This is a genomic window from Xanthomonas nasturtii (assembly GCF_001660815.1).
Classification (GTDB): domain Bacteria; phylum Pseudomonadota; class Gammaproteobacteria; order Xanthomonadales; family Xanthomonadaceae; genus Xanthomonas; species Xanthomonas nasturtii.
Genome location: NZ_LYMI01000016.1, coordinates 55,521 through 81,403, shown reverse-complemented (window position 1 = coordinate 81,403; position 25,883 = coordinate 55,521). Strand labels below are relative to the sequence as shown.

Annotated in this window: 20 protein-coding genes and 3 pseudogenes; 17 read left to right on the top strand and 6 right to left on the bottom strand. The window is 64.4% G+C overall.

The window, feature by feature from the left end:
* Positions 1–148, top strand: a pseudogene (locus tag A7D16_RS22420) (IS110 family transposase); the annotation flags it as partial.
* Positions 149–350: 202 nt separating this feature from the next.
* A complete protein-coding gene (locus A7D16_RS07895; protein ID WP_082925755.1) occupies positions 351–1,694 on the top strand; it encodes a polyhydroxyalkanoate depolymerase in 1,344 nt (447 codons plus the stop codon).
* A 277-nt stretch (positions 1,695–1,971) separates the two neighbouring features.
* Here the strand turns inward: A7D16_RS07895 and A7D16_RS07890 are convergent.
* Positions 1,972–2,873 (bottom strand): annotated as a pseudogene (locus tag A7D16_RS07890) (sensor domain-containing protein).
* Positions 2,870–3,232 carry a PadR family transcriptional regulator gene (locus tag A7D16_RS07885; RefSeq protein WP_064631455.1) on the bottom strand — a complete coding sequence of 121 codons (363 nt, stop codon included), beginning with the start codon at positions 3,230–3,232 and terminating at the stop codon, positions 2,870–2,872. The pseudogene A7D16_RS07890 and the gene A7D16_RS07885 overlap by 4 nt, the downstream one beginning before the upstream one ends.
* Positions 3,233–3,620: 388 nt before the next feature.
* Between A7D16_RS07885 and A7D16_RS07880 the strand changes: the two genes are divergently transcribed.
* Positions 3,621–5,171: an alginate export family protein gene (locus tag A7D16_RS07880; RefSeq protein ID WP_064631453.1), complete on the top strand. Its 1,551-nt coding sequence runs from the start codon at positions 3,621–3,623 to the stop codon at positions 5,169–5,171.
* Positions 5,172–5,648: 477 nt separating this feature from the next.
* On the opposite strand, the gene A7D16_RS07875 is transcribed toward A7D16_RS07880, so the two are convergent.
* Positions 5,649–7,010: a hypothetical protein gene (locus A7D16_RS07875; protein WP_064631451.1), complete on the bottom strand. Its 1,362-nt coding sequence runs from the start codon at positions 7,008–7,010 to the stop codon at positions 5,649–5,651.
* Between the two features lie 252 nt (positions 7,011–7,262).
* The gene (locus A7D16_RS22995) at positions 7,263–7,565 is read right to left on the bottom strand and encodes a hypothetical protein (RefSeq protein WP_153043144.1); all 303 of its coding nucleotides are present in this window, start codon (positions 7,563–7,565) and stop codon (positions 7,263–7,265) included.
* A gap of 47 nt (positions 7,566–7,612) precedes the next feature.
* Here A7D16_RS22995 and A7D16_RS07870 point away from each other — a divergent pair, with 47 nt between their 5' ends.
* The 3 genes from A7D16_RS07870 (at position 7,613) to A7D16_RS07860 (ending at position 11,288) form a co-directional block, all read left to right on the top strand.
* Positions 7,613–8,287, top strand: a complete 675-nt coding sequence (locus tag A7D16_RS07870) for a DUF502 domain-containing protein (protein ID WP_064631449.1) — start codon at positions 7,613–7,615, stop codon at positions 8,285–8,287.
* Positions 8,288–8,291: 4 nt separating this feature from the next.
* The gene (locus A7D16_RS07865; protein WP_064631447.1) at positions 8,292–9,068 is read left to right on the top strand and encodes a queuosine precursor transporter; all 777 of its coding nucleotides are present in this window, start codon (positions 8,292–8,294) and stop codon (positions 9,066–9,068) included.
* A 270-nt stretch (positions 9,069–9,338) separates the two neighbouring features.
* On the top strand, positions 9,339–11,288 hold the full coding sequence (locus A7D16_RS07860; protein ID WP_064631445.1) for a DUF885 domain-containing protein: 1,950 nt from the start codon (positions 9,339–9,341) through the stop codon (positions 11,286–11,288).
* A 188-nt stretch (positions 11,289–11,476) separates the two neighbouring features.
* Here A7D16_RS07860 and mmuM read toward each other — a convergent pair whose 3' ends face one another.
* Positions 11,477–12,442 carry a homocysteine S-methyltransferase gene (mmuM, locus tag A7D16_RS07855; RefSeq protein WP_064631443.1) on the bottom strand — a complete coding sequence of 322 codons (966 nt, stop codon included), beginning with the start codon at positions 12,440–12,442 and terminating at the stop codon, positions 11,477–11,479.
* Positions 12,439–13,836: an S-methylmethionine permease gene (gene mmuP, locus A7D16_RS07850; protein WP_064631441.1), complete on the bottom strand. Its 1,398-nt coding sequence runs from the start codon at positions 13,834–13,836 to the stop codon at positions 12,439–12,441. The genes mmuM and mmuP overlap by 4 nt, the downstream gene beginning before the upstream one ends.
* A 372-nt stretch (positions 13,837–14,208) precedes the next feature.
* Between mmuP and gloA2 the strand changes: the two genes are divergently transcribed.
* The 11 genes and pseudogenes from gloA2 to A7D16_RS07795 all read left to right on the top strand — a co-directional run bounded on the left by gloA2 (position 14,209) and on the right by A7D16_RS07795 (position 25,815).
* Positions 14,209–14,598, top strand: a complete 390-nt coding sequence (gloA2, locus tag A7D16_RS07845) for an SMU1112c/YaeR family gloxylase I-like metalloprotein (protein WP_064631465.1) — start codon at positions 14,209–14,211, stop codon at positions 14,596–14,598.
* 180 nt (positions 14,599–14,778) lie between these two features.
* A pseudogene (locus tag A7D16_RS23720) lies at positions 14,779–15,150 on the top strand (hypothetical protein); the annotation flags it as partial.
* An 89-nt stretch (positions 15,151–15,239) separates the two neighbouring features.
* A complete protein-coding gene (locus tag A7D16_RS07835) occupies positions 15,240–15,689 on the top strand; it encodes a DUF2147 domain-containing protein (protein ID WP_064631439.1) in 450 nt (149 codons plus the stop codon).
* Positions 15,690–16,152: 463 nt separating this feature from the next.
* A complete protein-coding gene (locus A7D16_RS07830; protein ID WP_064631437.1) occupies positions 16,153–19,257 on the top strand; it encodes a TonB-dependent receptor domain-containing protein in 3,105 nt (1,034 codons plus the stop codon).
* 124 nt (positions 19,258–19,381) lie between these two features.
* A complete protein-coding gene (gene metG / locus A7D16_RS07825) occupies positions 19,382–21,472 on the top strand; it encodes a methionine--tRNA ligase (RefSeq protein WP_064631434.1) in 2,091 nt (696 codons plus the stop codon).
* 375 nt (positions 21,473–21,847) lie between these two features.
* Positions 21,848–22,438 (top strand): HAD family hydrolase, encoded by a 591-nt coding sequence (locus tag A7D16_RS07820; protein WP_064631432.1) that lies wholly within the window; start codon positions 21,848–21,850, stop codon positions 22,436–22,438.
* Positions 22,438–22,857 (top strand): Rnf electron transport complex subunit RnfB, encoded by a 420-nt coding sequence (gene rnfB / locus A7D16_RS07815; RefSeq protein WP_064631430.1) that lies wholly within the window; start codon positions 22,438–22,440, stop codon positions 22,855–22,857. The genes A7D16_RS07820 and rnfB overlap by 1 nt, the downstream gene beginning before the upstream one ends.
* A gap of 263 nt (positions 22,858–23,120) precedes the next feature.
* Positions 23,121–23,909 (top strand): hypothetical protein, encoded by a 789-nt coding sequence (locus A7D16_RS07810; protein WP_064631428.1) that lies wholly within the window; start codon positions 23,121–23,123, stop codon positions 23,907–23,909.
* 85 nt (positions 23,910–23,994) lie between these two features.
* Entirely contained in the window at positions 23,995–24,360 is a 366-nt protein-coding gene (locus A7D16_RS07805; protein ID WP_064631427.1) for a hypothetical protein, read from the top strand.
* Positions 24,361–24,418: 58 nt separating this feature from the next.
* Positions 24,419–24,982 carry a sigma-70 family RNA polymerase sigma factor gene (locus A7D16_RS07800; protein WP_064631426.1) on the top strand — a complete coding sequence of 188 codons (564 nt, stop codon included), beginning with the start codon at positions 24,419–24,421 and terminating at the stop codon, positions 24,980–24,982.
* Complete coding sequence (locus tag A7D16_RS07795) at positions 24,979–25,815, top strand: anti-sigma factor (protein WP_064631424.1); 837 nt, start codon at positions 24,979–24,981, stop codon at positions 25,813–25,815. The genes A7D16_RS07800 and A7D16_RS07795 overlap by 4 nt, the downstream gene beginning before the upstream one ends.
* Positions 25,816–25,883: the final 68 nt, after the last annotated feature.

Genomic DNA, 25,883 nt, shown 5'->3' with positions numbered 1-25,883 from the left:
CTTCAACCCGGCCCTGCGCGAGTTTTACCAGCGGCTACGCACGCAGGGCAAAGCGGGCAAGGTCGCCCTCGTGGCGGCGATGCGCAAATTATTGGTCATCCTCAACGCCAAGATGCGAGATCAACTGGCGGCTAGCGCCGCCAGTTGATCAAGACAGTTGCTCTCCCGCAGGAGAGGGGCTTACTTCTGCAGGCCCAACGTTGGCTGCTGCCGAACGCGATCTTCCAGCCATGCGAGCCATCCGGAAGACCACAAACAGCAGCAAATAACGCTGCTTGTGCCTGCCATAGCTTCCGTGACAGCCTCAACCGTCCGCAGCCCCATTAAGGTGCAAATGCGCCAAACCCGGTATGCTGCGTGGCAGCAAAACCGCACGGATGGGTGGAATGCTTTATCAACTGCATGAGCTGACTCGCAATCTGCTGGCCCCATGGGTGCATCAGGCCCAGGCGAACGCCAAGATGTTCTCCGACCCCGACAGTTTGTGGGCTTCGCTTCCCGGCGCCGAGCGCATGGCCGCCAGCAACGAGCTATTCCATCGGCTGGGCAAGGAATACGAAAAGCCGGCCTGGGCGCTCGACGATGTCGAGGTCGATGGCCATTCGCTGCCGATCATCGAACGTGAAGTGCTGAGCAAGCCGTTCTGCCGGCTGCTGCGCTTCAAGCGTTTCAGCGACCACGTCGAGCTGATCGGCAAGATGAAGGAGCAGCCTGCCGTCCTGGTGGTTGCGCCGTTGTCCGGTCACCACGCCACGCTGCTGCGCGACACCGTGCGCACCCTGCTGCGCAACCACAAGGTCTATGTCACCGACTGGGTGGACGCGCGCATGGTGCCGCTGGAAGCCGGCGCGTTCCGGCTCGAGGACTACATCACCTATATCCAGGAGTTCATCCGCCATATCGGCGCCGAGCGCCTGCATGTGGTGAGCGTGTGTCAGCCCACCGTGCCGGTATTGGCGGCAGTGTCGCTAATGGCGAGCAACGACGAACCCACGCCGCGTTCGCTGGTGATGATGGGCGGGCCGATCGATGCGCGCCGCAGCCCGACCCAGGTCAACAACCTGGCCACCGAGAATGGCATCGAGTGGTTCCAGAACAACCTGATCCACACCGTGCCGTTCCCGTATCCGGGCCATGGCCGTCAGGTGTATCCGGGCTTCCTGCAGCACGCCGGTTTCCTGTCGATGAACCCCAACCGGCACGTGATGTCGCATTGGGATTTCTACACCGATCTGGTCAAGGGCGACCTGCAGGATGCGCAGGCGCACCGGCAGTTCTACGACGAATACAACGCTGTGCTCGACATGCCGGCGGAGTATTACCTGGACACGATCCGCGTGGTGTTTCAGGACTTCCTGCTGCCGCAGGGCAAGTGGAAAGTGGATGGCCAGTTGGTCAAGCCGTCGGCGATCCGCAACACCGCGCTGCTGAGTATCGAAGGCGAACTGGACGATATCGCCGGCCTCGGCCAGACCGAGGCGGTGCACGATCTCTGCACCGGCATCGATGCGGCGCATCGCCGTCATCTGGTGGTGGAAGGCGCCGGTCACTACGGCATCTTCAGTGGCCGCCGTTGGCGTGAAGTGGTGTACCCGCAGGTACGCGAATTCATCGCCCGCTACGATGCCGACCCGGTCGGCAGCCGCGACCCGGCCACCGTGACGCCGATCCGCAAGCGCGGCAAGCGCGCCTGATCCAAGAAATAAAATCCCCGGCACGGCCGGGGATTTTTTTGTATCGCGACTAAGATCGGCCAGCAAACCTGCTACGCAGCCGCCAGGCGTGCGCGGGCCGCGGCCACAATCGGCAGGTTTCGCTCGCACGCTCCGTTACATGGCCGCTGCCCACACCCGTCCGACAACTGCTCGCCACGTGTTGCTAGCTGCTCTCTACGTGCGACAGTCCAGGTGAAGCAATGCCAGCCAGCAACGCCATCATCGATGCTGTGCATGCCGATACATCGCGCGCGCGTCACGCAGCCGTTTCACCACCCTTCACCAACTGCTGCTTGGCGAACATGCCGTGCAGCTTGCCGAAGGCGCGCGCCAGATGCAGCGTGACGAACAACAACAGCACGCCCACCGCGAACAACGGCAACGTCAACCAGGAACCGGTGATGTCCACGCCATCCCAGGTCAGCACGGCAGTGTTGTCGAACAACACTACAAGCGGTGAAGCGGCCAGCCCCAGCGACAGCAGCGTGCAAGACACGGTGAAATAGAGAGTGCCCAGTGGCAGCATCAACACGAAGTACAGCATCGTGCTCCAGGTGCGCACGTCGGTGAACATCGCGCCGATGCGTTGCAGCCAACTGCCTTGCAGGCCCGGATGTTGCGGGCGACGCAGCATGCGCACGCCCAGCAGCGTTTCGACCACGCGGCCTTCCACCAGCGATAACACCCGTACCGAGTCGAAGAACAACACCAGCAGCGGCACGCCGATGATCAGGATCAGCAGCCCGATCGACAGACTCGCGCCAGTGACGACCCAGGTGAAATAGAACACGCCGGTGAGCAGCGACAGCAGCATGTAAAACAGTGCGCCGTAGGTACGCGGGTCGGCCGAAGTTGGCAATCCACGACGCGCGTTTGGGCGGCGCCGGTGGACGCAACGCGCGGGTCACGGTTATTTCGGTTTCGCGGTAGATCTCGGCCACTTCCTCCGGCGCGCCGTAGCTGGCAGCCACGCCTGCAATGACCTCCGCCTCGCTCTTGCCGTTGCTGTTCCGCAAGCTCGGCGCGCAGATATTCTTCTGCGTCGTAGAGCGCATCCTGGATCATCGCCGGTTCGGCGCCCGCCAGCGCCTACCGCAGCTGCGCCAAGTAATCGGAAATGGTGGTCGGCAACGGATGTGACTGCGCAATCGTGTTCATAAGTGGGTCCCCTGCAGGACTGAGTCAACGGAATCACGGGTGGCGCGCCAGGCGGCGGTCCATTCGCGCAGGCAGTCTCGCCCGCTGTCGGTAATGCGGTAATAACGGCGCGGCGGCCCGGATGCAGATGGCTCGATATGACTCTGCAACAGCCCTGCCCCTTCCAGATTGCGCAGTACCGGATACAAGGCGCTCTGCTTGCCGCTGAGCACGCCTTCCAGCCGCTCCAGCCGTTTGGCGATGAGATAGCCGTACAACGGCTCATCGGCCTGGGCCAGGACCGCCAGCAAGGCCAGCGATACCGTGCCGGCACTCAGCTCCTTCTGAAATTTGCGTAGGTAGACATCCGGCTCGCTCATCGGCCATCTCCACTAGGTCGAAGGTGATGCTATGTAAAATCTAGCTATAGCGAATGTGTCGGTAGTCATGGGCGGGGATCGGGGATCGGGATCGGGGATTCGGCATTGGGGATTCGCAACACAAAACAACGCCGTGGTCGCCAGCGTGTTTGAGCAATTGTCAGCATCACAGCGAGCTCCACCGCAGAACGCAGCGTCGCCGTTGCGAATCCCCAATGCCGAATCCCCTTTCTCCGCCCCAGTAGCGCCCGCCTGCGCAAACCCTAGTGCGTTCATGAGCTTAGAACCTTTGGGTTACTGCGTTTCCGGCGCGGCTTTACTACAGTCAATGCCCCTCGCGCCGATAAGTTTCGCTCAGGGGCTTTTCACTTTTCGATGGGGCAATACGATGCAATTGACGCGCTTGGCGCAGCCGACCATGGCTGACACTTCCTTTGGTGCCACGCGGCGCCTGTGCCTTGCGATTGGGTTGGCGTTGCCGGCACTCGGCGTTGCGCAGGTGCAACCTGCCCCGGTCAAAGCCGAGCAGGCCGTGGCCGAGCCGGCAAAGCCGGTCACCGCGGCGCCTGCCACCGCCAAGGGCTATCCGCTCGAAGCGCAGGGCTGGGGCGCCAAGCAGGGCGGCAACATGTGGCAGGTGCGCTGGGTCGAAGACTGGTCGTATCTGAAAGACCCGTCCAAGCGCAAAAGCCCGTTCGACCCGCTCAAGTACATCCCGCTCAATGACGCCGGCGATGTGTATGTGTCGCTCAGCAACGAGCTGCGCGTGCGCAGCAACACCATCACCAACCCGGGGCTGATTCCGGGCAGCCCTTCGCAGCAGCAGTATCTGCTGCGCGCCTTCTTCGGGGCGGACCTGCATGTGGGCGAGCATTTCCGTCTGTATACGGAGCTGGCGCACGGCAGCCTGGATGGGCGCAACGAAGGCGCCAAGACCGGTACGCAGGAGAACAACGCGATCCTGCAGCAGGTGTTTTTCGACGTGAAGGGGCGCGCCGCCGATACCGATCTGGGCCTGCGTGTGGGCCGGCAAGTGTTCGTCGATGGCCCGACCACGCTGATGGCGTTGCGCGACAACACCGACATCTTAGTGACCTTCAACGGCGTGCGCGCTTGGGCGATCGGCGACAAAACGCGTGTTGACGTGTTCGATTTCAACTTCAATCTGGATGGCACCGAAGGCCTGGGCGACGACCGCATCGACCGCTCGCGGCACTTCCGCGGCGTGGTCGGCGGCTACCGCTTGCCGACCGCCAAGCCGATGTATCTGGAGCCGTTCTTCTACCAGTTCCGCAACGACAACCAGCTCTGGGGCCGCCAGACTGCCGAAGAAAATCGCAATTACTACGGCCTGCGCCTGTGGGGCAACGTGGGCAAGCTGCGCACCGACTCGTTCGTGACCGTGCAGCGCGGCAGCTTCGGCGGACGCGACCTGCGCGCCTACATGGCCAGCACCTCCAACGCCTGGTCGTTGAGCGAAACCGGCTGGAAGCCGCGGCTGGGCTTCCATAGCGAAATCGCTTCCGGTGGCGGTGGTGCTTCCGGCACCGGCACGCTGCGCAACAACAACTTCCTCTACGGCAATACGATCTACTTCAGCTGGGCCACGTTCTTCGGCCCGGTGAACCTGGTCACTGCCGCGCCCACGTTCACCTTCTCGCCCACGTCCAAGATCACCGTGAATCTGGAATGGGAAACCCTGTGGCGCCAGACCACCAGCGATGCGATCTACAACAATCAGGCGCGCGCCTACGCACGCACCCAGAGCACCGGCGAGCGTCGCATCGGCACCATGCCGCGCATCAATGCCACATGGAACATCGACCCGAACTGGTCGGTGACCTTCCGCGCCGAACACCTGATGGCGGGTCCGGCGTTGGAGAAAGCCGGCTACGGCGATTCGACCTTTGTGATGGGCTGGTTGAATTTCCGGTTCTAAGCACGCCGTGTGGTCAGCGCGCTCGAGTGCGCTGAGTGGATGGGTACGTTCTGCATCCTCAGCATCTGCTGCCGTGATGACATGCCGCGTCCCGCAAGGACGCGGCATGGTGGTTTGAGCGTGGGCATGCGCGACAGCAGCGCAAACCGCTGCGTGCGCCATGCAACGGGCACAAGCAAACGCGCGCAATCAGCACTCACAGCAACGAGCAGCTCCTGGCGAACGACTACCCAGCAGCTTTAGAGCGGCTACAAACGACCGCGGAGCTGTAAAGCGGAAGCAGCCGGTGGTCGGGATCGGCATACCACTTCGCTGCGGGTCTTCCATGCGATCCAGGCCAACCTGACGACTGCTCGCTACGTTGTGCTTGCCGCACGTGAATGGTCGTCAAGCAGCTGCCGCAACTGCAGGCGTTGCGCGTGCACGCACAGAAGGCGTACGCAGGCAGCCGCCTGGCAGAGCAGAAATCCTCTTGCGTTACTGCAACGATGGGGCAGCGCGCTGGGCCGCAAGCGCGCTGCCTGCCAGCGGCCAACGCTCTTCGCCGGCGTTGCCTATCGGTTTTGCGTACTGACGCAGCATCAGGCTCTTGCCATCGTGACCGGGCTGCAGCGGGCGCGCCTGCCCGCGTAGCGCGGGTGGCAGGTCGGCCAGACGCTGCGCGAGCGGCGTTGCATCGGCAGGGCGATCACGCAGCCACTGCACCGCTGCCAGCGCGCGCACTGCAGCCGCGGTGTCCTGCAGCTTGTGCTGATAATTGGCATAGTCAGGACGCGACACGCTTGCCAGCAAACACCCCGTTGCATTGGCGATACAGGCCACCAACGTGGTCTGGGGCTCCGGAATCAGCGTGTGTGGAACCGGTTGATCCTGCGCCAGCAAGTTGCGCACCGGCGCGCCGCAGGCCCAGGTGTAGGTCGGTGCCAGCAAGGCCTGGGTGCGCTCAGGGTCCAGCAACCGCAATGGAAACCGATCCTGCCAGGATAGTTGGCGGTCTTGCCTCAAGGCATCCTCCTGCAGCATCGAAAATGCCAGACGCGATTCACCGTGCAATGCATTGCACAGTGCGATGTCGTCCACCGCCAGCGGCGCAAAGGCAGTAGTGCATTGCGCGGGCAACGGATGCTGCGTCGGCAATTCGGCCAGCATGTCGGCGAACAGGTGCGCGTTGCCGCGCAGCATCGCCGCGCCAATCATCGGCATCAGCAGGTTATCGCCGCTGCGCAGCAGCACACGTGCAACCTGCGCATCGGCGCAGACACCGGACAACGCCTGCGTGGTACGTCCCTGGACAAAATCCAGCGCATTGGCGGTCATCGACAGGGTTAACCGCGGCGACTCCGGTAGCAGTGCACTGATGTCGGGCCGGAACGGGCTGCGGTAATCACCGTAATCTGCCAGCGCGCGCAGCCTTGCCAACAGCGGCGCCTGGGCGGCGAGCGCATCGGCGTAGGCGAGCGGTTGTTGTCTGACCAGATCCAGGCAGCTCCCAGCGCTGGCACTGCACAATGCAGGCGCGGTCGACGGCCACTGCGGCTGGCGCGGATACCGCGCAGCGGCACTTTGGAACGCTGCACCTGCCGGCAATCGATTGAACCGTTCCAGATCCTGCGCCAGCACGTTCTCACGCTGCGCCTCCGGCATGGCGTACGACAGCGACCAGAGCGCGGCGAACATATTGGTCCCACGCAACGGCGGCTGCGGTTGGCGCAACTGCGCCAATGCCTGACGTTGCGCCTGGGGAATCGGCCAGCGCTTGGAGGTCGCGTACAGCGCCACCAGCACCGCCATCAGGATGCAAATGGCAAGCAACGCTGTCTTGAGGAATCTGGTAAGCATCCGATCAACCTTCCATGCGTAGTGGCGCATCTTAGGCCACTGGCGCGTGCATGCGATGGGCAAGCGAATGCGCGTCGTCGCGTGGGCACCGCGTTGTTTCAGGATGCAAATACATCGGCAGCTGATGCGTGAGAGCTGCGTACGGCTTGGACACAAGCCCCGCCAGGTAGATGACATGCTTGGAGTTCCGCTCTTGCGGTGGGACGAAGAGCGCCGAGGCTGCTCACTCAGGCAGCCGTGGCGGACGTACCCTCATCCGGCGCTGCGCGCCACCTTCTCCCGGTGGGAGAAGGGAGGTGTTCCGCAGCCTGTCTCGGTGCCTTTGTCGCTGCCTTTGTCGGTGCCTTTGGCCGCGCCTTTGCCTGTGCCTTTGCCTGTGTCGGTGCCCGGGCCTGTCTCGGTCTCGGTGCAGGTCTCGGTGCCTGTTGTCTGCGCGCCTGTGCCGCCGTCTGTGCCACTGCAGTTGCCGTTGCCATTGACGCACGATCGCCTGAGTTGCAGCAGCTCCACGCACAGCCAGCCGCTGTTACCAATCCCGAATGCGCAATCCCACATCCCCGCCCCACCTCCACCGGACGCGGCCGAGTGCCTACAATGCGCAGATGTCCGAATCCCCTACTCCGCACGCACGCCCCTCCCTGCAACGGGTCTTTTTGACCGGGTTGCTCACCCTGCTGCCGGTCTGGTTGACCTGGGTGGTGGTGAAGTTCGTTTTCTCGCTGCTTTCCGGGATCAGCAGCCCGTGGGTGGTGCCGCTGTCCGAGCGCATCGCGGCCTCGTTCCCCGATTATCTGGGCTGGATCAAGGCGCTGTGGGTGCAGAACACCATCGCATTGATCGCCACGGTGGCCGCCATCCTGTTTGTCGGCATCCTGAGCCGGCGCGTGATCGGCCAGCGCCTGTTGCGCTGGTTCGAGGCGATCATGCGGCGCATTCCGCTGGCCAGCGTGGTCTACGACAGCGCGCGCAAGCTGCTCGACATCCTGCAGACCCAGCCCGGCAGTACCCAACGCGTGGTGCTGATTGACTTCCCGCATCGCGACATGAAGTCAGTCGGTTTGGTCACCCGCGTGATCAAGGAACAGGGCACCGGACGCGAGCTGGCGGCAGTGTATGTGCCGACCACGCCGAACCCCACCTCCGGCTATCTGGAGATCGTGCCGGTGGAACTGCTCACGCCCACCGACTGGAGCGTGGATCAGGCAATGAGCTTCATCATCTCCGGCGGCGCCGTGGCGCCCGAATCGGTTCCCTTCACCCGGACTGCGGATCGCTGAGACCATGAAACAGGCGCGTACCCTCGACGATCGTGCGGTCCGCCTGTTCATTGCCTTGGCGGCGTTCTTTTGCGTCAACGCAGCGCTGGCCGAGTTCATCGGCGTCAAGATCTTCGCGCTGGAAGACACGCTCGGCATCGCGCCGTTGAACTGGAACCTGTTCGGCCAGAGCGGCTCGCTCAGCTTCACCGCCGGCACCTTGCTGTGGCCGGTGGTGTTCATCATGACCGACACCATCAACGAGTTCTTCGGCAGCCGCGGGGTGCGTTTCATCTCGTGGGTGGCGGTGGCGTTGATCGGCTATGGCTTCGCGTTCGCGTTCGCGGCCATCGCGCTGGCACCGGCCGGTTGGTGGGTGACTGCGGCGCAGAGCCAGGGTGTTCCCGATTACCAGGCTGCATTCGCGGCGGTATTCGGGCAAGGGCTGTGGACCATCGGCGGCTCGCTGGTGGCGTTCCTGTTCGGCCAGTTGATCGATGTCTCGGTGTTCCACCGGATCCGCCGCGTCACCGGCGAAAAACACGTGTGGCTGCGCGCCACCGGCTCCACTGCGGTGTCGCAGCTGGTGGACAGCTTCGTGGTGATCTATATCGCCTTCGTGCTCGGCCCGCAGCATTGGTCCATCGACCAGTTCCTGGCGGTGAGCACACTCAACTATGTCTACAAGATGGGCTTTGCCATTGCACTGATCCCGCTGCTGTATCTGGCGCGGCGCGGCATCAGCGCGTATCTGGGCGCCGAGCGTGCAGAGCAACTGCGCGAAGAAGCCGCCGCGGAGTGACCGGGCCGCGTCTAGCCGAGTCATCGCGCCGGTGCATCGCCGCAGCAACGCCTCACCATCAGTGGTACTTACCCTCGCATGACAGACATGCGCACCTTGCGCTGTGGTCGAATGCGACATTCCCTACCAATGCCGCAGCGCACCACGCCAGGGCAGCGCGGTCCGCGCCCATGCGCCGCATGAATTGCCGATAGGCGGTATGACCGCAGTGGGTGGCCGTAACCGTGCAGATCGGGCAAGCTCCCCGCTCGCTTGTTTCCGGAGCCGGTAATGCCCCTCAGCTTTTCCCGCCTGCTGTCGCTGGCCCTCGCCGCTGTGTTGAGCCTGTCAGTGGCAGCGCCCGCCGATGCGGCCAAGAAGAAGACCGCCAAGGCACAGACCACGCAAACGCGCGCGAAGGCGAGCAAAGCCAAGAAGACCACCAAGCCTGCGGCCAAGGCGTCCAGAACCGCCAAGGGCAGCAAGGCAGCCAAGGCGCGCCCACGCCCGGTCGTTGCCCCGGTGGTGCTGACCAAGGCGCAGCAGCTCAACCTGCTCTACGACCAGTACTGGGACGCCTCGCTCAAGCTCAATCCGCTGCAGGCCACCTTCCAGGGCGAGAGCCGCTACAACGACGAGTTGCCCAACTTCCTGTCGCCGGCGTTCCGCCAGCAGTCGCACGATTTCACCGTGCTGTGGCTGGGCAAGGCCGAGGCGCTGGGGCCGGACGGCCTGAGCGGGCAGGACCTGCTCAGCTACCAGATCTTCGTGCGCGATGCGCGCAGTGCGCTGGCCGCAGAGCAGTTCCCCAGCTGGATGCTGCCGATCAACCAGTTCTACAACATCGCCAGCATCGCGGTAGTGCTGGGCTCGGGCACCGGCGCGCAACCGTTCAAGACGGTCAAGGATTACGACAACTGGTCGCGGCGTGCGCTGGGCATTCCCGACCTGTTCGACCAGGCCATCGCCAACATGCGCGCCGGCATGCAGGCAGGCGTGGTGCAGCCCAAGGTCCTGATGCAGAAGGTGCTGCCGCAGCTGGACGCGATCATTGCGCGCAATGCCGAAGACAGCCTGTTCTGGGGCCCGGTGCGCAACCTGCCGGCCGACATGTCCGAGGCCGACAAGCAGCGCATCACCGCCGAGTACAAGCGGCTGATCGAGGTGCGCATCCTGCCGGCCTACCGGGCGCTGCGTGGCTTCATCGCCACCGAATACCTGCCCGCCTGCCGCGATGCCGACGGCCTGGCGGCGCTGCCCAATGGTGCGGCGTGGTATGCCTACGACGTGCGGCAGAGCACCACGTCCGATCTGAGCCCGGAGCAGATCCACCAGATCGGGCTGGACGAGGTCGCGCGGCTGCAGGGCGAGATCGCCGCGCTGGCCAAGCAGGTCAAGTTCCGCGGCAACCTGCCCAAGTTCTACAAGTTCATGCAGACCGACAAGCGCTTCAGCTTCCGCAGCGACACCGAGCTGGTGGGGTATTACCGCGGCCTGCAGGGCCGCGTGCAAGGCGCAGTGCCGCGGCTGTTCAACATCCAGGACATGCCGCCGCTGGAAGTGCGCGCGGTGGAACCGCAGCGGGCGCAAGCGGCTGCCAGCGGCTCGTACATGCGCCCCAGTGCGAATGGCAGCAATGGCGGCACGCCGGGCATCTTCTACGTCAACACCTCCGACCTGCCGTCGCGCAAGACCTGGGAAGCGGAGAGCCTGTACCTGCACGAAGCGATTCCCGGCCATCACTACCAGCTCGGGCTGCAGCAGCAACTGACCGACCTGCCCAAGTTCCGACGCCTCGGAGGCGAGACCGCCTACATCGAGGGCTGGGGGCTGTACGCCGAATCGCTGGGTCGCGAGCTGGGGCTGTATCAGGACCCGTACAACACCTACGGCTATCTGCAGAATGCGTTGTGGCGCTCGATTCGGCTGGTTACCGACACTGGCCTCCACAGCAAGGGCTGGACCCGCACCCAGGCCATCGACTACATCCTCGACAACTCGGCCATGACCCGCACCGACGCCGAGGCGGAGGTGGACCGCTACATGGCCATCCCCGGCCAGGCGCTGGCCTACAAGGTGGGCGAAATGAAGATCGCGCAGTTGCGCGAGCAGGCGCAGCGCGAGCTGGGGCCGCGCTTCGACGTGCGCGCCTTCCATACCGAAGTGCTCAAGGACGGCTCGGTGCCGCTGGATATCCTGCAGGACAAGATCCAGCGCTGGATCGCAACGCAGAAGGGGTAAGCCGAGCGCTCGCGCCCGGTAGAAGGCGCGAACGCGGTCAGGCGCCGGGCGGCGATGCGTTGAGGCGGGCGCAAGCCTTGCGAGGTTGCGCTAGCCCGCATCGCCTCACAGGCTGTCTTCGGCGGACATGGCCCCGGCCATGCAGGCTGGGTGTGGTAAGCGTCACGCGTACGCGTTGTTGGACACGTTCAGTCCACCGCACGCGCGGCCGCCAGTGCGGCGATATCGCGCGGCGTGGTGCGGCAGCAGCCACCGATCAGGCGCGCGCCGGCAGCCAGCCACTGCGCATGCTGGTCGGCCAACGTCAGCGCCGCCCCATGGCCGGCATGCCAGCGCTTGTCTGTGGCGTCGTAGTGCTCGCCGGAATTGGGGTACACCACCATTGGCAATGCGGTCAGCGCCGACAGGCTGTGCAATGCCGCCGTCACCTGGTCCAGCGCAATACAGTTGATGCCGACCGCGACTACCTGCGCGCAGGCATCCAGGGCGGGCACCACCTGCGCCAGCGGCGTGCCATCGCTCAGGTGCGCCGCATCGCGCAGGGTGAAGGAAAACCACGCGTGCAGCTGCGGAAATTCCTCTTCCAGCAATTGCCGCAATGCCACGATTTCGCTCGCCGACGGCAGCGTTTCGCAGGCCAGCAGATCCACCCCGGCCTCAGCCAAGGCAGCGATGCGCGGGCGATGGAAGTCCATCAGTTGCTCGACCGGCAGCACGTAGTCGCCGCGATATTCCGAGCCATCGGCCAGATACGCGCCATACGGCCCCACCGAGCCTGCCACCCACAACGGCCCGGCCTGCGGCTGCGCCTGCAGATGATCGGCACGCGCCTGCAGCGCCAGCGCCACACTGCGTGCGATCAACGCCTGCGCCTGCGCCAGATCCAGCCCGCGCGCTGCGAACCCCAACGGGGTGGCCTGATAACTGGCGGTGATCGCGCATTGCGCGCCGGCAGCGAAGTAATCGCGATGCACCTGATAGATCAACTCCGGCTGCTCCATCAGCACGCGCGCCGACCACAGCGCATCGTTGAGATCGCAGCCGCGCTGTTCCAGCTCGGTGGCCAGTGCGCCATCCAGCAGCACATAACCGTCGTGCTGCAACGCCTGGCTGAAAGGCGCATCGGCGCGCGGCCGACGTGGAAGAATCGTCATGCGTGCAGTCTCCGGGCCGCAAGCCATTGGGTGAATGCGTAAGCGCCGTAGCACAGCGCCACGAACGGAATGCCGCACCACAACGCGATGCGCTGCTGCGGATCGAATGCCAGGCCGGCACAGGCCAGCAGACACAGCGTAAACCCCAGGATCGGCGTCCACGGATACCACGGCGCGCGATACGCCAGCGTTTCCAGCGCACTGCCATCGCGCAACAGCTGGCGACGAAAGCGGTAGTGCGCAGCGCAGATGCTCAACCACACCACCACCACCGCAAACCCCGAGACTGCCGAGATCGCAACGAACACGGTGTCGGCCGCATACACGCCGGTCAACAGCGCCAGCAAGCCACCCAGCATGCTCAGCGAGACCGCGCGCAGCGGAATGCCGCGGCCTGTCAAACGCGCCAGGCCCGCCGGCAAGGTGCCTTCGTTGGCCAACGACCACAGCATGCGCGCGGCCGCGTACAGGCCGGAATTGGCCGCCGACAGGATTGCGGCAAGGATCACTGCGTTCAAGATATCCGCTGCGTAAGGGATGCCCAACAGTTCGAATGCGCGCACGAACGGGCTGGTCTCCACTGCCGCCTGTTCGGCGGGAAGCAGCGCCGCCAGCACCAGTACGGTGCCCACGAACAACACCACCAACCGCACCAGCGTAGTGCGGATCGCCAACGGAATCGCGCGCGCCGGCTGCGCGGTTTCGCCGGCGGCCACACCGATCAACTCGGTGCCGGAAAACGCGAAATTCACCGCCACCATCGTCATCAGGATCGGCAGCGTGCCGTGCGCAAACCAGCCCTCGGCACGCAGATGCCGTAGCCCGGGTGCGGACGAGCCATCGGCCAACGGCAGCACGCCGATCACCGCCGCACCACCCAGCACGATGAACACCAGGATGGTGATCACCTTGATCAACGAGAACCAGAACTCGCCTTCGGCAAACCAGCGCGCCGACACCGTGTTCAAGCCAAAGATCAGCGCGCAAAACAGCAGGCACCACGGCCACGCCGGGCTATGCGGAAACCAGTACTGCATGCAGAACGCCGCTGCGGTCAGGCTCGATCCCAGCGCCACCGTCCAGGTCAGCCAGTACAGCCATGCCACCACATAACCTGTCGCCGGCCCCAGGTAACGCGCGGCATACACATGGAAGGCGCCGGTCTGCGGCATCGCCACCGCCAACTCGCCCAGGCATTGCATCACCAGATACACCACCAGCGCACCGATCAGGTAGGCGATCACTGTGCCCAGCGCGCCGGTGCTGGCGATGATGTAGCCGGTGTTGAAGAACAAGCCGGTGCCGATCACGCCGCCCAGCGACAGCATCACCAGGTGGCGCACCTGCATGCTGCGCTGGAACTGCGGTGCGGTGGTGGACGCGGGCTCGGGCATGGGTATGTTTGATCGGAGGAACTCCATCCTGCCATGCGCGCACAGGCGAGCCCAGCCACAGGCAGGCGAGCTGTGACGCATGACCTGCCACGCACTGGCCTGCCGCTCACCAGCGGACCGTTATGCTGATGGGTGGTTCTTGCCGGCCATCCCCATGCCACACCATCGCCATCCAGCGTTGCAGACATCCACACGCAGCCTTGTTGCCGCGGGCTTGCCCGGGCACGTGCCAACTGCGCACAGCGCAACCTGCACGGACATCGCTGACCGCGCTGCGCTTTCAGTCGCGCACGCGCGCATGCGCTGCACGCGCGGCACGTGGCCGAACACGTCGGCATCGAGCCTGCCGACAGCGCTTCTTCGGAGCGCGGCATGATGCTTGCCGGCATCCACCACGTGGCGATCATCGCGGGCGACTACGCAGTGTCCAAGCAGTTCTATTGCGAGATTCTGGGCCTGCGCGTGATCGACGAGCATTACCGGCAGGCACGCGATTCGTGGAAGCTGGATCTGGCACTGCCCGATGGCGGGCAAATCGAGCTGTTCTCGTTCCCCAACGCGCCCTTGCGCCCCAGCCGCCCGGAAGCGCGCGGCCTGCGTCATCTCGCGTTTCGCGTCGAAGACCTGGATGCCGCCATCGCGCATCTCAACACACACGGCGTGGTGACCGAAGACATCCGTATCGACGAATACACCGGCCGCCGATTCACCTTCTTCGCCGACCCGGATGCGTTGCCGCTGGAATTGTACGAAGTCGGTTAGAACGTGCTGTAGCAGTCGCCGCCCGTGCAGGAAAGGAGCGCGTACGGTTAGAACAACCTAACCTCGACGCTTGCAATGTCGGCTGCGGGGCTTAAGCCAAGGAAGACGCGGCCGCTAGCGATCAAGTGGCGTCGCCTCGCCGCAGCGTCGTCGAAGCCTGACCACCAACAACTGCACCAACAGGGCGCGGGTATTGCACCAAGCTCACGGCCTCGTCCGTTCGGCACGGGTGCCGGGCAAGAGATCGGCATTCCCGCCGTCGCTGTCAGCGGAGGACGCTTTGTGACCGAAGCGCATCTTCGTGCGGGCGAGCCGATCACTCTGTTGCCATCGCTAGGTGGCTGTATGGATAACCGCTGCTCGGTGAACACACCGCTGTGTACCGCGAGTCGCAGCATCGTTCCGCAAGCAAGCCAGGACTATGTTGCGACAATCCTTTCACGTGGGCCCGAATGCGAAGTGGACGTCTCTCGCATCGTCATCCAGCAAGGAAGAACGCGCCTGACGGCGGAGCAAACGTCCCCGGCATCCCGCTGCGCTGCCTCAAACTGAACGTTGCGTCTTTCCCACACCATACTCCACGGTATACATTCGCGATCAGGCCGCCGACGGTGGCCCTAGCAATCCCTGGGAGGGGAACCATGCGCAAGACTTTCAAGACCCTGATGCTGGCATTGCCGCTGGCGGCTGCCTCGCTGATGGCGCAGGCCGCCGATTCGCCGGTGGGCCGCTGGACCACCATCGACGATGAAACCGGCAAGCCCAAGTCGGTGGTGCAGATCGAGCAGGCCGCCAATGGCACGCTGAGCGGCAAGGTGGTCGAGATTTTGCAGTCGGCCAAGGGGCCCAACCCGGTCTGCGACAAGTGCGATGGCGCGCTCAAGGGCAAGCCGATCAAGGGCATGACCATCCTGTGGGGCCTCAAGCCCGACGGCACCGCGGTGTGGAGCGGCGGCTCGGTGCTCGACCCGGCCAAGGGCAAGACCTACAAGTCCAAGATCACCCTCACCGACGGTGGCAAGAAGCTGCAGATGCGCGGCTACGTCGGCATCGAAGCGCTGGGCCGTACCCAGACCTGGGTGCGTGAGTAACCAGCACATGCGATGGCCAATGGTGGCGTGCAATGCGCCACCATCCCCGTTTGCGCCGCAGGCGAGCCGTAAGCGACGGCCTCCCATTATCGAAGGAGGTCACCGCGCGCTGCGTAATCGCCCCCCCCTTTCGTTATCTGTGCAGCACGCGAGACCTACCTGCTTGGTCTGCTGCGCGAACCCTCCTGCGGTCTACAACTCGCGAGAGCCCACGGCGGCGACTCTCGTCTTCGCCCGGAACTGCTGACTTCATCTTCAACTTGTGCCATCGACTGCGCCTGGCAGGCTAGGTGGCGATAAAACGAAGTCAGCGCGCCCAATACGTAGCAAATGCAGACGGAGGCGTTGCAAAAGCGATCACAACCGTGCATGAATTAACAAGGGGTAAACATATCCCAGGAATTCATCCGCTGATCATGCCTTTGCGACATGACCGCTGCCCGCTAGAGGAGAGAGCCATTCCATGAGTAATTGCACACGTTGGCCACGCGCCAGCTCGCTGAGTCTTGCCCTGATGTCTGCACTGGTGGCCGCCACCACTGCACAGGCGCAGACGGACGAGGCCCCTACGACGCCCGCATCCGACCAGGCCAGTGCCGGGGGAGAGGCAAAGCAGCTCGATAGCGTCATGGTGACCGGCTCACGCATTGCCCGTGTCGGGTTCGATTCGTTGGAGCCGGCCAACGTTGTTGGCCGCGAGTACATCCAGGGCTTCGGCTTTACGAATGTGGCCGATGCGATGTTCATCCAGCCCAGCTTCAGCGCGGGCGCGTCCTCGCAAGGCGACCAATCAGGCTATGGTGCGGGCGTCAACTTTCTGGGCCGCTTCGGTCTGGGCTCGAATCGCCAACTGACCCTGATCAACGGCCGTCGCTTCGTTTCCTCCAATCCTCCAACCGTCTTCGGTCCCGATGGCGGCGGCACCCAGGTCGATCTCAATGTTGTCCCGACGATCCTGATCGATCAGGTCGAGACCATCGGCGTGGGCGGCGCTCCGACCTACGGCTCGGATGCAATCTCCGGCGTCAGCAACATCCTCCTGAGGAAGAACTACCAGGGTGCCGAGGTGCGCATGGGGTATGGCCTCACCGACCGCGGCGACAACGAGCGTTTCAACTATTCAGCGCTGCTCGGCAGCAATTTTGCCGACGGCCGCGGTAACGTGACCATCGCATTGGATGCCGACAACAGCCAGGGCGTCCTCAATACCGCGCGCAGATTTTTTCGCCAAGGCTACTCATCCCGCCCCAACCCGTCGGCCAGCGCGATCGCGGCATTTCAGCCGGGCCGGACGCCTGGCAACGACGGCCGGGTAAACCCGCAAACCGGGTTCAATACCGGCGCAAACGACGGCATCCCCGGGCGCGTTCTGATCCGCAATCGTCGTATCAGCGACATGACCTGGGGGGGCCTGTTGTTTCCCGCCGACGGGGGCACAGTGCGCGATGCCAGCGGGCAGCTGCGCGGATTCGGCGGCAACGAAGATCAGTTCGTGCAATTCGATCGCAATGGCAACCTGGTGAGCTACAACCCCGGCACCAATTTCGGAGTCAGCGATGCCTCCGGCGGTGACGGCGTCGATCTGACCGAAACATCCCAGATCATTTCCGACCTGGATCGCAAGTCGGTGTTTGCCCTCGGCAATTACGACTTCAACGAGCACGTCTCCGGCTTTTTCGAAGCTTCGTTCTACTCTTCGACTGCACGCGAACTGATTGATCAGAACGTCTATAACGCCGCCGGCTTCGGCGTGGGAGCCGTCGACGGTAGCGGTGACCAGAGCGGCACCTTGAACTTCAACATCAACAACCCGTTCCTCACCGAACAAAACCGGCAGGTGCTGCGCAACCTGGGTGCAGAAGACTTTGTACTTTCACGCTCCTCACGCGATCTGGCCTTGAACAACTCGGGCACCGACACCAACCTGTGGCGCGCGGTCTTCGGCCTGCAAGGTGCGTTCGATGCGGCAGGTCGCAACTTCACCTGGGAGGCGAGCGTCAATCACGGCGAAGGCAACTTCGATTATTACGGCACCGGACTGATCCAGCAGAACTTCATCAATGCGCTCAACGTCACCCGTAACGGTGCAGGCCAGATCGTCTGCGACAGTACGGCTGCCGGGACCACCGCCGACCCGGCGTGCGTTCCATTGAACATCTTCGGCGAAGGTGTCGCCTCATCGGCCGCACGCGGTTACGTCACCACGCCGACGCATGCAGAAGCGCAAATGAAGCAGACCGTGTTCAACGCCAATATCACCGGCGCGCTGCTGGACCTGCCGGGCGGCGAACTGCGTTTCAATACCGGCTACGAGCGCCGCAAGGAACAGGGCAGCTTCACGCCCAGCGAGTTCGAACGCCTGGGTCAGGGGCGCTCGGTTCCGATCCAGCCGGCCTCCGGCGAGTACACCACCAACGAGTATTTCGGCGAGATTTTTGCGCCCTTGGTCAATCCGGATGCCAATATTCCTGGCCTGCACCGGCTGGATGTAACCGGCAAGATCCGTCGGGTTGAAAACACTGTCAACGGGTGGTTCAGTGCCTACACCTACGGGCTGCAATACGAGCCCGTTGCCGGCGTGCAGCTGCGCGGCAACAAGACCCGCTCGTTCCGCGCACCGTCCATCGCCGAGCTCTACACCAGCCAGCAACCGGCGTTCTACTTCATCCCCGAGCCGTGCAGCGCAGCACAGATCGGCAGCGGTCCCCGCCCGGACGTGCGGGCACGCAACTGCCAGGCCTTCTTCGACTATTACAGCAACGTCGACCCGGCATCGTTTGAAGAGGCACCCAGCAGCCAGCTTGGGTCGGTCAGTGGCAATACGCGCCTGCAGAACGAGCAGGCCGAATCGTGGACGGCCGGCATCGTGCTGCAGCCGGAATGGATCAAGGGCCTGCGTATCGCAGCGGACTGGTACGACATCCAGATCACCAACTCGATTACCACGCTGACCGAAGCGGACATCGCCTCAGGCTGCTTCGATAGCGATACCTTCAACGTCAACGATGTGCCCAATGCCAACAGCTTCTGCAGCCTGATCACGCGAAACCCGCAAACCGGTGTCGCCAACAGTATCCGCACCAGCTATACCAACGGCCCGTACACCAACTTCCGCGGTTGGACTGCCGAGGTGAACTATCGGTTTGATCTGGCCGACATGAACTGGGGCAGTGGTGTGGTGGATCTGGGTTTCTACGGCTACTTCCCCAAGACCCTGGAAAGCGCGCCGGCACAGGATGTTCCGCCCGACGAAGCGGTTGGCGAGATCAACACCTCGAAGCGGCAATTCCAGTGGAATGCGCGCTACATGAGTACGCACTGGAATCTCGGCCTGAGCGCCAACTACACCAGCGGCGCGGTGTATGACCTCAACAACACGGTCGAGACACGCGACTTTGCAGGCATCCCCAGCTTTACGTCCTACGACGCCAATGTGGGCTATGCGCTCGACAGCCACACCAGCCTCAACCTGGCGGCATTGAACGTGACCGACAAGCTGGCGGCGTTTCCTTTCGTGTATGACGGGCTGGGCCGTCGCTACATGCTGACCCTGAACCACCGGTTCTAAGGACTGCCGGCGACCGGGCCTGGTAAAGGGGTCCGGTCGCCGGCACTGCAGCCGTGCCCCGGGACGTTGGCGGGCAGCTGGCACAGCCGTGCGATAATCGCGTGTCCCCCGCATCACGCCTGCCATGACCCGCACCGCACTCGTCACCACTGCCCTGCCGTACGCCAACGGCCCGCTGCATCTTGGCCATCTGGTCGGCTATATCCAGGCCGATATCTGGGTGCGCGCGCGCCGGTTGCGCGGCGACAAGACCTGGTTCGTCTGCGCCGACGACACCCATGGCACACCGATCATGCTGGCCGCCGAAAAGGCCGGCGTGACCCCGGAAGCCTTCATCGCCAGCATCCAGGCCAGCCACGAGCGCGATTTCGCCGCGTTCGGGGTGACCTTCGACCATTACGACTCGACCAATTCGCCGGTCAACCGCGAGCTTACCGAAGCCTTTTACGCCAAGCTGGAAGCCGCCGGCCATATCAGCCGTCGCTCGGTGGCGCAGTTCTACGACCCGGCCAAGGGCATGTTCCTGCCGGACCGCTACATCAAGGGCATCTGCCCCAACTGCGGCAGCGCCGACCAGTACGGCGACAACTGCGAAGTGTGCGGTGCGACCTATGCGCCGACCGAGCTGAAAGAGCCCAAGTCGGTGATCTCCGGCGCCACCCCGGAGCTGCGCGATTCGGAGCATTTCTTTTTCGAAGTCGGTCATTTCGACGGCTTCCTGCGGCAGTGGCTCGCTGACGACGTGGCGCTGCCCGGTGTCAAGGCCAAGCTCAAGGAGTGGCTGGACACCGAAGGCGGCCTGCGCGCGTGGGACATCTCGCGCGATGCACCGTATTTCGGCTTCCAGATTCCCGGCCAGCCGGGCAAGTATTTCTACGTCTGGCTGGATGCGCCGATCGGCTATCTGTGCAGCTTCAAGACGCTGTGCGCGCAGATGGGCGAAGATTTTGAATCGCATCTGGTCGCCGGTACGCAAACCGAGCTGCATCACTTCATCGGCAAGGACATCGTCAATTTCCACGGCCTGTTCTGGCCAGCGGTGTTGCACGGCACCGGCCATCGCGCGCCGACGCGGCTGCACGTCAACGGCTATTTGATGGTCGATGGCGCCAAGATGTCCAAATCGCGCGGCACCTTCGTGATGGCGCGGACGTTCCTGGATGTCGGCCTGGAGCCGGAAGCGCTGCGTTATTACTTCGCGGCCAAATCCTCCGGCGGCGTGGACGACCTGGACCTCAACCTGGGCGACTTCGTAACGCGGGTGAACGCGGATCTGGTCGGCAAGTTCGTCAACCTGGCCAGCCGCTGCGCCGGCTTCATCGGCAAGCGCTTCGACGGCAAGCTGGCCGAGTCGTTACCCGATGCTGCGCAGTACGACCGCTTCGTCGCCGCACTGGCGCCGATCCGCGAGGCTTACGAACGTAACGATGCCGCCAGTGCGATCCGTCAGACCATGGCGCTGGCCGACGAGGCCAACAAGTACATCGACGACAGCAAGCCGTGGGTGATCGCCAAGCAGGACGGCGCCGATGCGCAGCTGCAATCGGTGTGCACGCAGGGGCTGAATCTGTTCCGCATCCTGGTGGCTGCGCTCAAGCCGATCCTGCCGCGCACCTGCGCCGAGGCCGAGGCGTTTTTGTCTGCGCCGATGACCAGTTGGGAAGATGTGACCCGCCCACTGACCTCGCACACGATCCAGCCCTACACCGCCCTGTTCACCCGTATCGACCCCAAACTGATCGACGCCATGACCGACGCTTCCAAAGACACCCTCGCCGCGCCTGCCGCACCGGCTGTAACCACTGCCAGCGCTGCAAAGGCGGCAAAAACCGATGCAAAAGCGGCTGCGCCGGCCAATCCCCCTACGTCCGTCTCGAGTGCAGGTCTTATTGGCATCGACGATTTCGCCAAGCTCGACCTGCGCATCGGCAAGGTGCTGGTCTGCGAGTTCGTGGAAGGCTCGGACAAGCTGCTGCGCTTCGAACTGGACGCTGGCGAGCTGGGCAAGCGCCAGATCTTCTCGGGCATCCGCGCCAGCTACGGCGAACCGGAAACGCTGGTCGGCCGCAGCGTGGTGTTCATCGCCAACCTGGCCCCGCGCAAGATGCGCTTCGGCATCAGCGAAGGCATGATCCTGTCGGCCGGCTTCGACGGTGGCGCACTGGCGCTGCTGGATGCCGATAGCGGCGCGCAGCCGGGAATGCCGGTGCGGTGAGGCAGGATTGGGGATTCGTAAAAGCAAGACCTGATTGTTGAGGGAGACCTGACACGAGTGCTTCGCCCGTACCCTCATCCGCCCCTGCGGGGCACCTTCTCCCGGTGGGAGAAGCAAGAGGCTAGGCCCCTCTCCTGCGGGAGAGGGGTTGGGGTGAGGGTACGGGGCGAAGCCACGCGTGGACGTGCAACTGCACGTGGCTTCGCCCGTACCCTCATCCGCCCCCGCGGGGCACCTTCTCCCACAGGGAGAAGGGAAAAAACGGATTGGCCCGAGAAATACAGCGCCCTCCCCGACTCTCGCTACCGAACCGACTCCCGCCCCGACTCCCACGAATCCCCAATCCCCAATCCCCAATCCCCAATCCCAGCCCCCATGCACCTGGCCCTGTTCGATTTCGACCACACCATCACCACCTGCGACACCTACGCGCGCTTTCTGCGCAAGGTGGCGACTCCGACGCAGGTGGCAACGGCAAAGTGGCAGGTCGGTCCCTGGGTGCTTGGCTATCGCATGGGCATTGTGTCTGCAGCGGCCTTGCGCGCCCGCGTGACGCGCCTGGTCTTCGGTGGCCGCGCGCTGGACGAGATGGTCGCGCATGGCGCCGATTACGCGCGCACCGTACTCCCGGGCGTGTTGCGTGCCGAGATGATGCAGCGCATCGACTGGCATCAGGCGCAGGGACATGAGGTGGTGCTGGTGTCGGCCTCGCTGGATCTGTATCTGCAACCGTGGTGTACGCAGCACGGGGTGTCGCTGATCTGCAATCGGCTGGAACACGCTGCAGGCGTGTTGACCGGGCGCTATGCCGATGGCGATTGCGGTCCACACAAGGCGGCGCAGATCACGGCACGTTACGACCTGCCTGCATACGCCTGCGTGCACGCCTACGGCGACAGCCGTGAAGACAGACCGATGCTCGCGCTAGCGCAGCAGCGCTGGTATCGCGGCAATCCGCTGCACTGATGACCACGCCTGCCCGGGATCTGGTCGAACGCCTGGACCGCCTGCTGCCGCAAACCCAATGCGGGCAATGCGGGTATGACGGCTGCCGCCCGTATGCGCAGGCGATGGCAGATGGGCTTGCAGACGTAGACCACTGCCCGCCCGGCGGCGATGCCGGTGCACGTGCATTGGCGCAGGTACTGCAGGTGCCGGCGCGCCCGTACGACCGCACGCGCGGCACCCACACCTTGCCGCAGGTGGCCTGGATCGTGGAAGCCGATTGCATCGGCTGCACCAAGTGCATCCAGGCCTGCCCGGTGGATGCGATCGTCGGCGGCGCCAAGCATATGCACACGGTGATCGCGCCGCTGTGCACCGGTTGCGAACTGTGTCTGCCGGCCTGCCCGGTCGATTGCATCGAGCTGCACGCAGTCGGTTAAGCGCGGCATTCAAAAGCGATAGCGCAATCCGTGGACGCCTGCGCGGCCACTACCGTGGCGCAGCGCAGCAAGATCACCCGAGCCGGCGCACCCAACGCTGCCGCCGGCCCCATCGGTGCCATCACCGCCTGCCGCCAGCGCCTTCCTGGCCATCTACGTTAGCCACCCAGCGCACCTCGACGTCAGGAACGTCCTGACGCATCCCGCGCATCCATGCTGCGGTCGTGCCCGTATTGGTATGCACTTCCATCGAGGATCTGCCGATGCGCCCACTAGCCGCTGCCCTCACCGCGCTCGCCGTCCGTTGCCGGCCGACCCCGCCGTTGCTGCTGCTGGTGCTGGGTAGCCTGCCGCTCGGTGCCGCGGCAGTGACGCGGGTGGATGGCGATGCCTTCGATGGCGACAGTGGCGCATTGCGGTATCGCGAATCGCATTGGCTGCTCGACGACGGCGGGCGGCTGGTGCTGTACCGCTGCGTGGACGGGCGGCCGTTCGCGCGCAAGCAGGTCGACGGCGGTGGCGCCTCGCCCGACTTCAGCCTGATCGATGGACGCGATGGCTACCGCGAAGGGGTGCGCCAGCGCGATGGCGTGCGCGAAATGTTCCAGCTCGCGCCGGGCAAACCCGAACGCCGCACCACGCTGCCGCCCAGCGCCGGCGCGCGCGTGATCGATGCCGGGTTCGACGCCTATCTGCGCAAGCAGTGGGATGCCGTGGCCAGCGCACCGCAAAAGGTGGATTTCGTGTTGCCAAGTCTGCAGAAGCAACTGGCGTTCCGTGTCGAACGCGTGGATGACACGGCCGGGCAGCGGCGTTTCCGCATTGGTCTGGATGCCTGGTATGGGGCGGCGGTGCCATCGCTGGAGGTGCGTTATTCGATTGCCGACAAGCGTCTGCTGGAATTCCGCGGGGTCGGCAATCTTCGCGACGAACGTGGCCGCTACCCGCACGTGCGCATCGTCTTTCCGGACACCGCTGCGCGCGCCGCCAGCGCCGACGAGTTGCGCCAGGCGCGCGAGCAGCCGCTGACCAAGTCGTGCAGCGCCCCGTGAGCCGCGCGCGCGTCATCTTCACGTTCGACCACGCGCCGTTGCGTACAACGGCCCGGGCACCCATTCCCCGCACAGGAGCACCGTCGTGGCAAAAGCCTATCTCTGGATCAATGCAGTGCTTTACTTCGCCCTGGCGGTGTGGTGCACGCTCTCGCCGGCCAAGACCGCAACGGCAGTGGGCTATACCCAGCTCTCGCCGGCCGGGCAATCCGAATATCTGGTCATCTACGGCGGCCTGCAGTTGGGCATGGCGTTCCTGTTCGGCTATTTCGCATGGATCGATCAAGCCCGCACCGGCCTGGTGGTCGCATTGGCGTTCTACGTGCCGATCGTGCTGTTCCGCAGCGTCTCGCTGTCGCGCTTGTGGCCGGTTTCGGCGCCAACTGTCGCACTTGCCGGTGTCGAGATCCTGTTGTTGCTCGCCGCGGTGCTGTTGTGGCTGCGCAAGTGACAGACAGCGCCTGCGCACTCCGGTAGCATCGCCCCCACCTTACCCAACGCCCGACCGCATGAGTGCCATTCCTGGCCACGACGACGATGAGACCGGACGCCTGCTGACCGCAACCGCGGGCGGCGACCGGCATGCCTTCGAAGCGCTGTACCGGCAGACCTCGCCCAAGCTGTTCGGCGTGTGCCTGCGCATGATCCCGCAACGCGCTGAAGCCGAAGAGGTGCTGCAGGACGTGTTCACGCTGATCTGGCACAAGGCCGGGCAGTTCGACCCGAGCCGCGCACGCGGGCTCACCTGGCTGGCGATGATCGCGCGCAACAAGGCGATCGACCATCTGCGCGCCAACGCGCCGCAGCGTCGCAATGTTGCGCTGGAAGATGCCGGCGAACTGCGCGCCAGCGACGCCTCACCGCTGGAGCGCACAGAGCGCGCCAGCACGCGCCGGCGCATCGACCATTGCCTGGCCGAGCTGGAACCGCCGCGTAGCGAGTTGATCCGCACTGCGTTTTTCGAAGGCATCACCTACGAAGAACTCGCCGCGCGCACCGACACGCCGATCGGCACGGTCAAAAGCTGGATCCGCCGTGGTCTGGCCAAACTCAAGGCCTGTCTGGAACGATGAGTACGCCCTTCCCCATCGACCAGGAACCGCCGCGCGACGTGCTTGCCGGCGAATACGTGCTTGGCCTGCTGAGCGCAGACGAGCGCCTGGCGGCCGAACAACGCATTGCCACCGACGGCCAGTTTGCCCAGGCAGTGCTGCAGTGGCAGGAATTGCTGGCGCCGTTGCTGGAAGAGATCGCAGCAGTGACGCCGCCGGATCAGGTGTGGGCACGCGTGCGCCAGACGCTGGGCTTCGATGCGCCCTTGCGCGCGGTGTCGTCTGCAGCGCCTTCTACCGCCACCGCACCCACCGCGCCGTTGTGGAACAGCGTGCGGTTCTGGCGCTGGGCCAGCGCCGGTGGCCTGGCCACTGCGGCGGTATGCGTGCTCGCCTTGCTCAACCTGCGCACGCCGCAGGCAGCGGTGCAGCCACCGGCAACCGGCCCGATGGTGCAGACCCCGGTCACCCCGCCGCCTGCCACCAACCCGCCGGCCGCGACCGGGATCGCCATGACCTCGACGCTGGCGACCGAAGACGGTCGCCCCGGTTACGTGGCCCTGATGGATGCCGACGAGCACACCATCACGGTGACGCCACTGGACCGCACCGCCACCGCCGACAAGGTGCCGGAGCTGTGGCTGATCACGCCCGATGGCAAGGCGCATTCGATGGGCACGTTCGACGATCAACGCGCACGCCGCGCGCAGATTCCCGATCAGCTGATGCCCATGCTCAGCAACGAGGCGATCCTGGCCGTCACGCTGGAACCGCCGGGCGGCGCACCGGGTGGCGTTGCCACCGGCACCGTGGTGGCCAAGGGCGGCATCAGCACGCTGGCGATGGCGCCCTGACCCAGCACTCCTGACCGTGCTTGCGAGCGCTTGGCAAGCGCGGCGTTCCTGCTATCAGCCTCATCCGC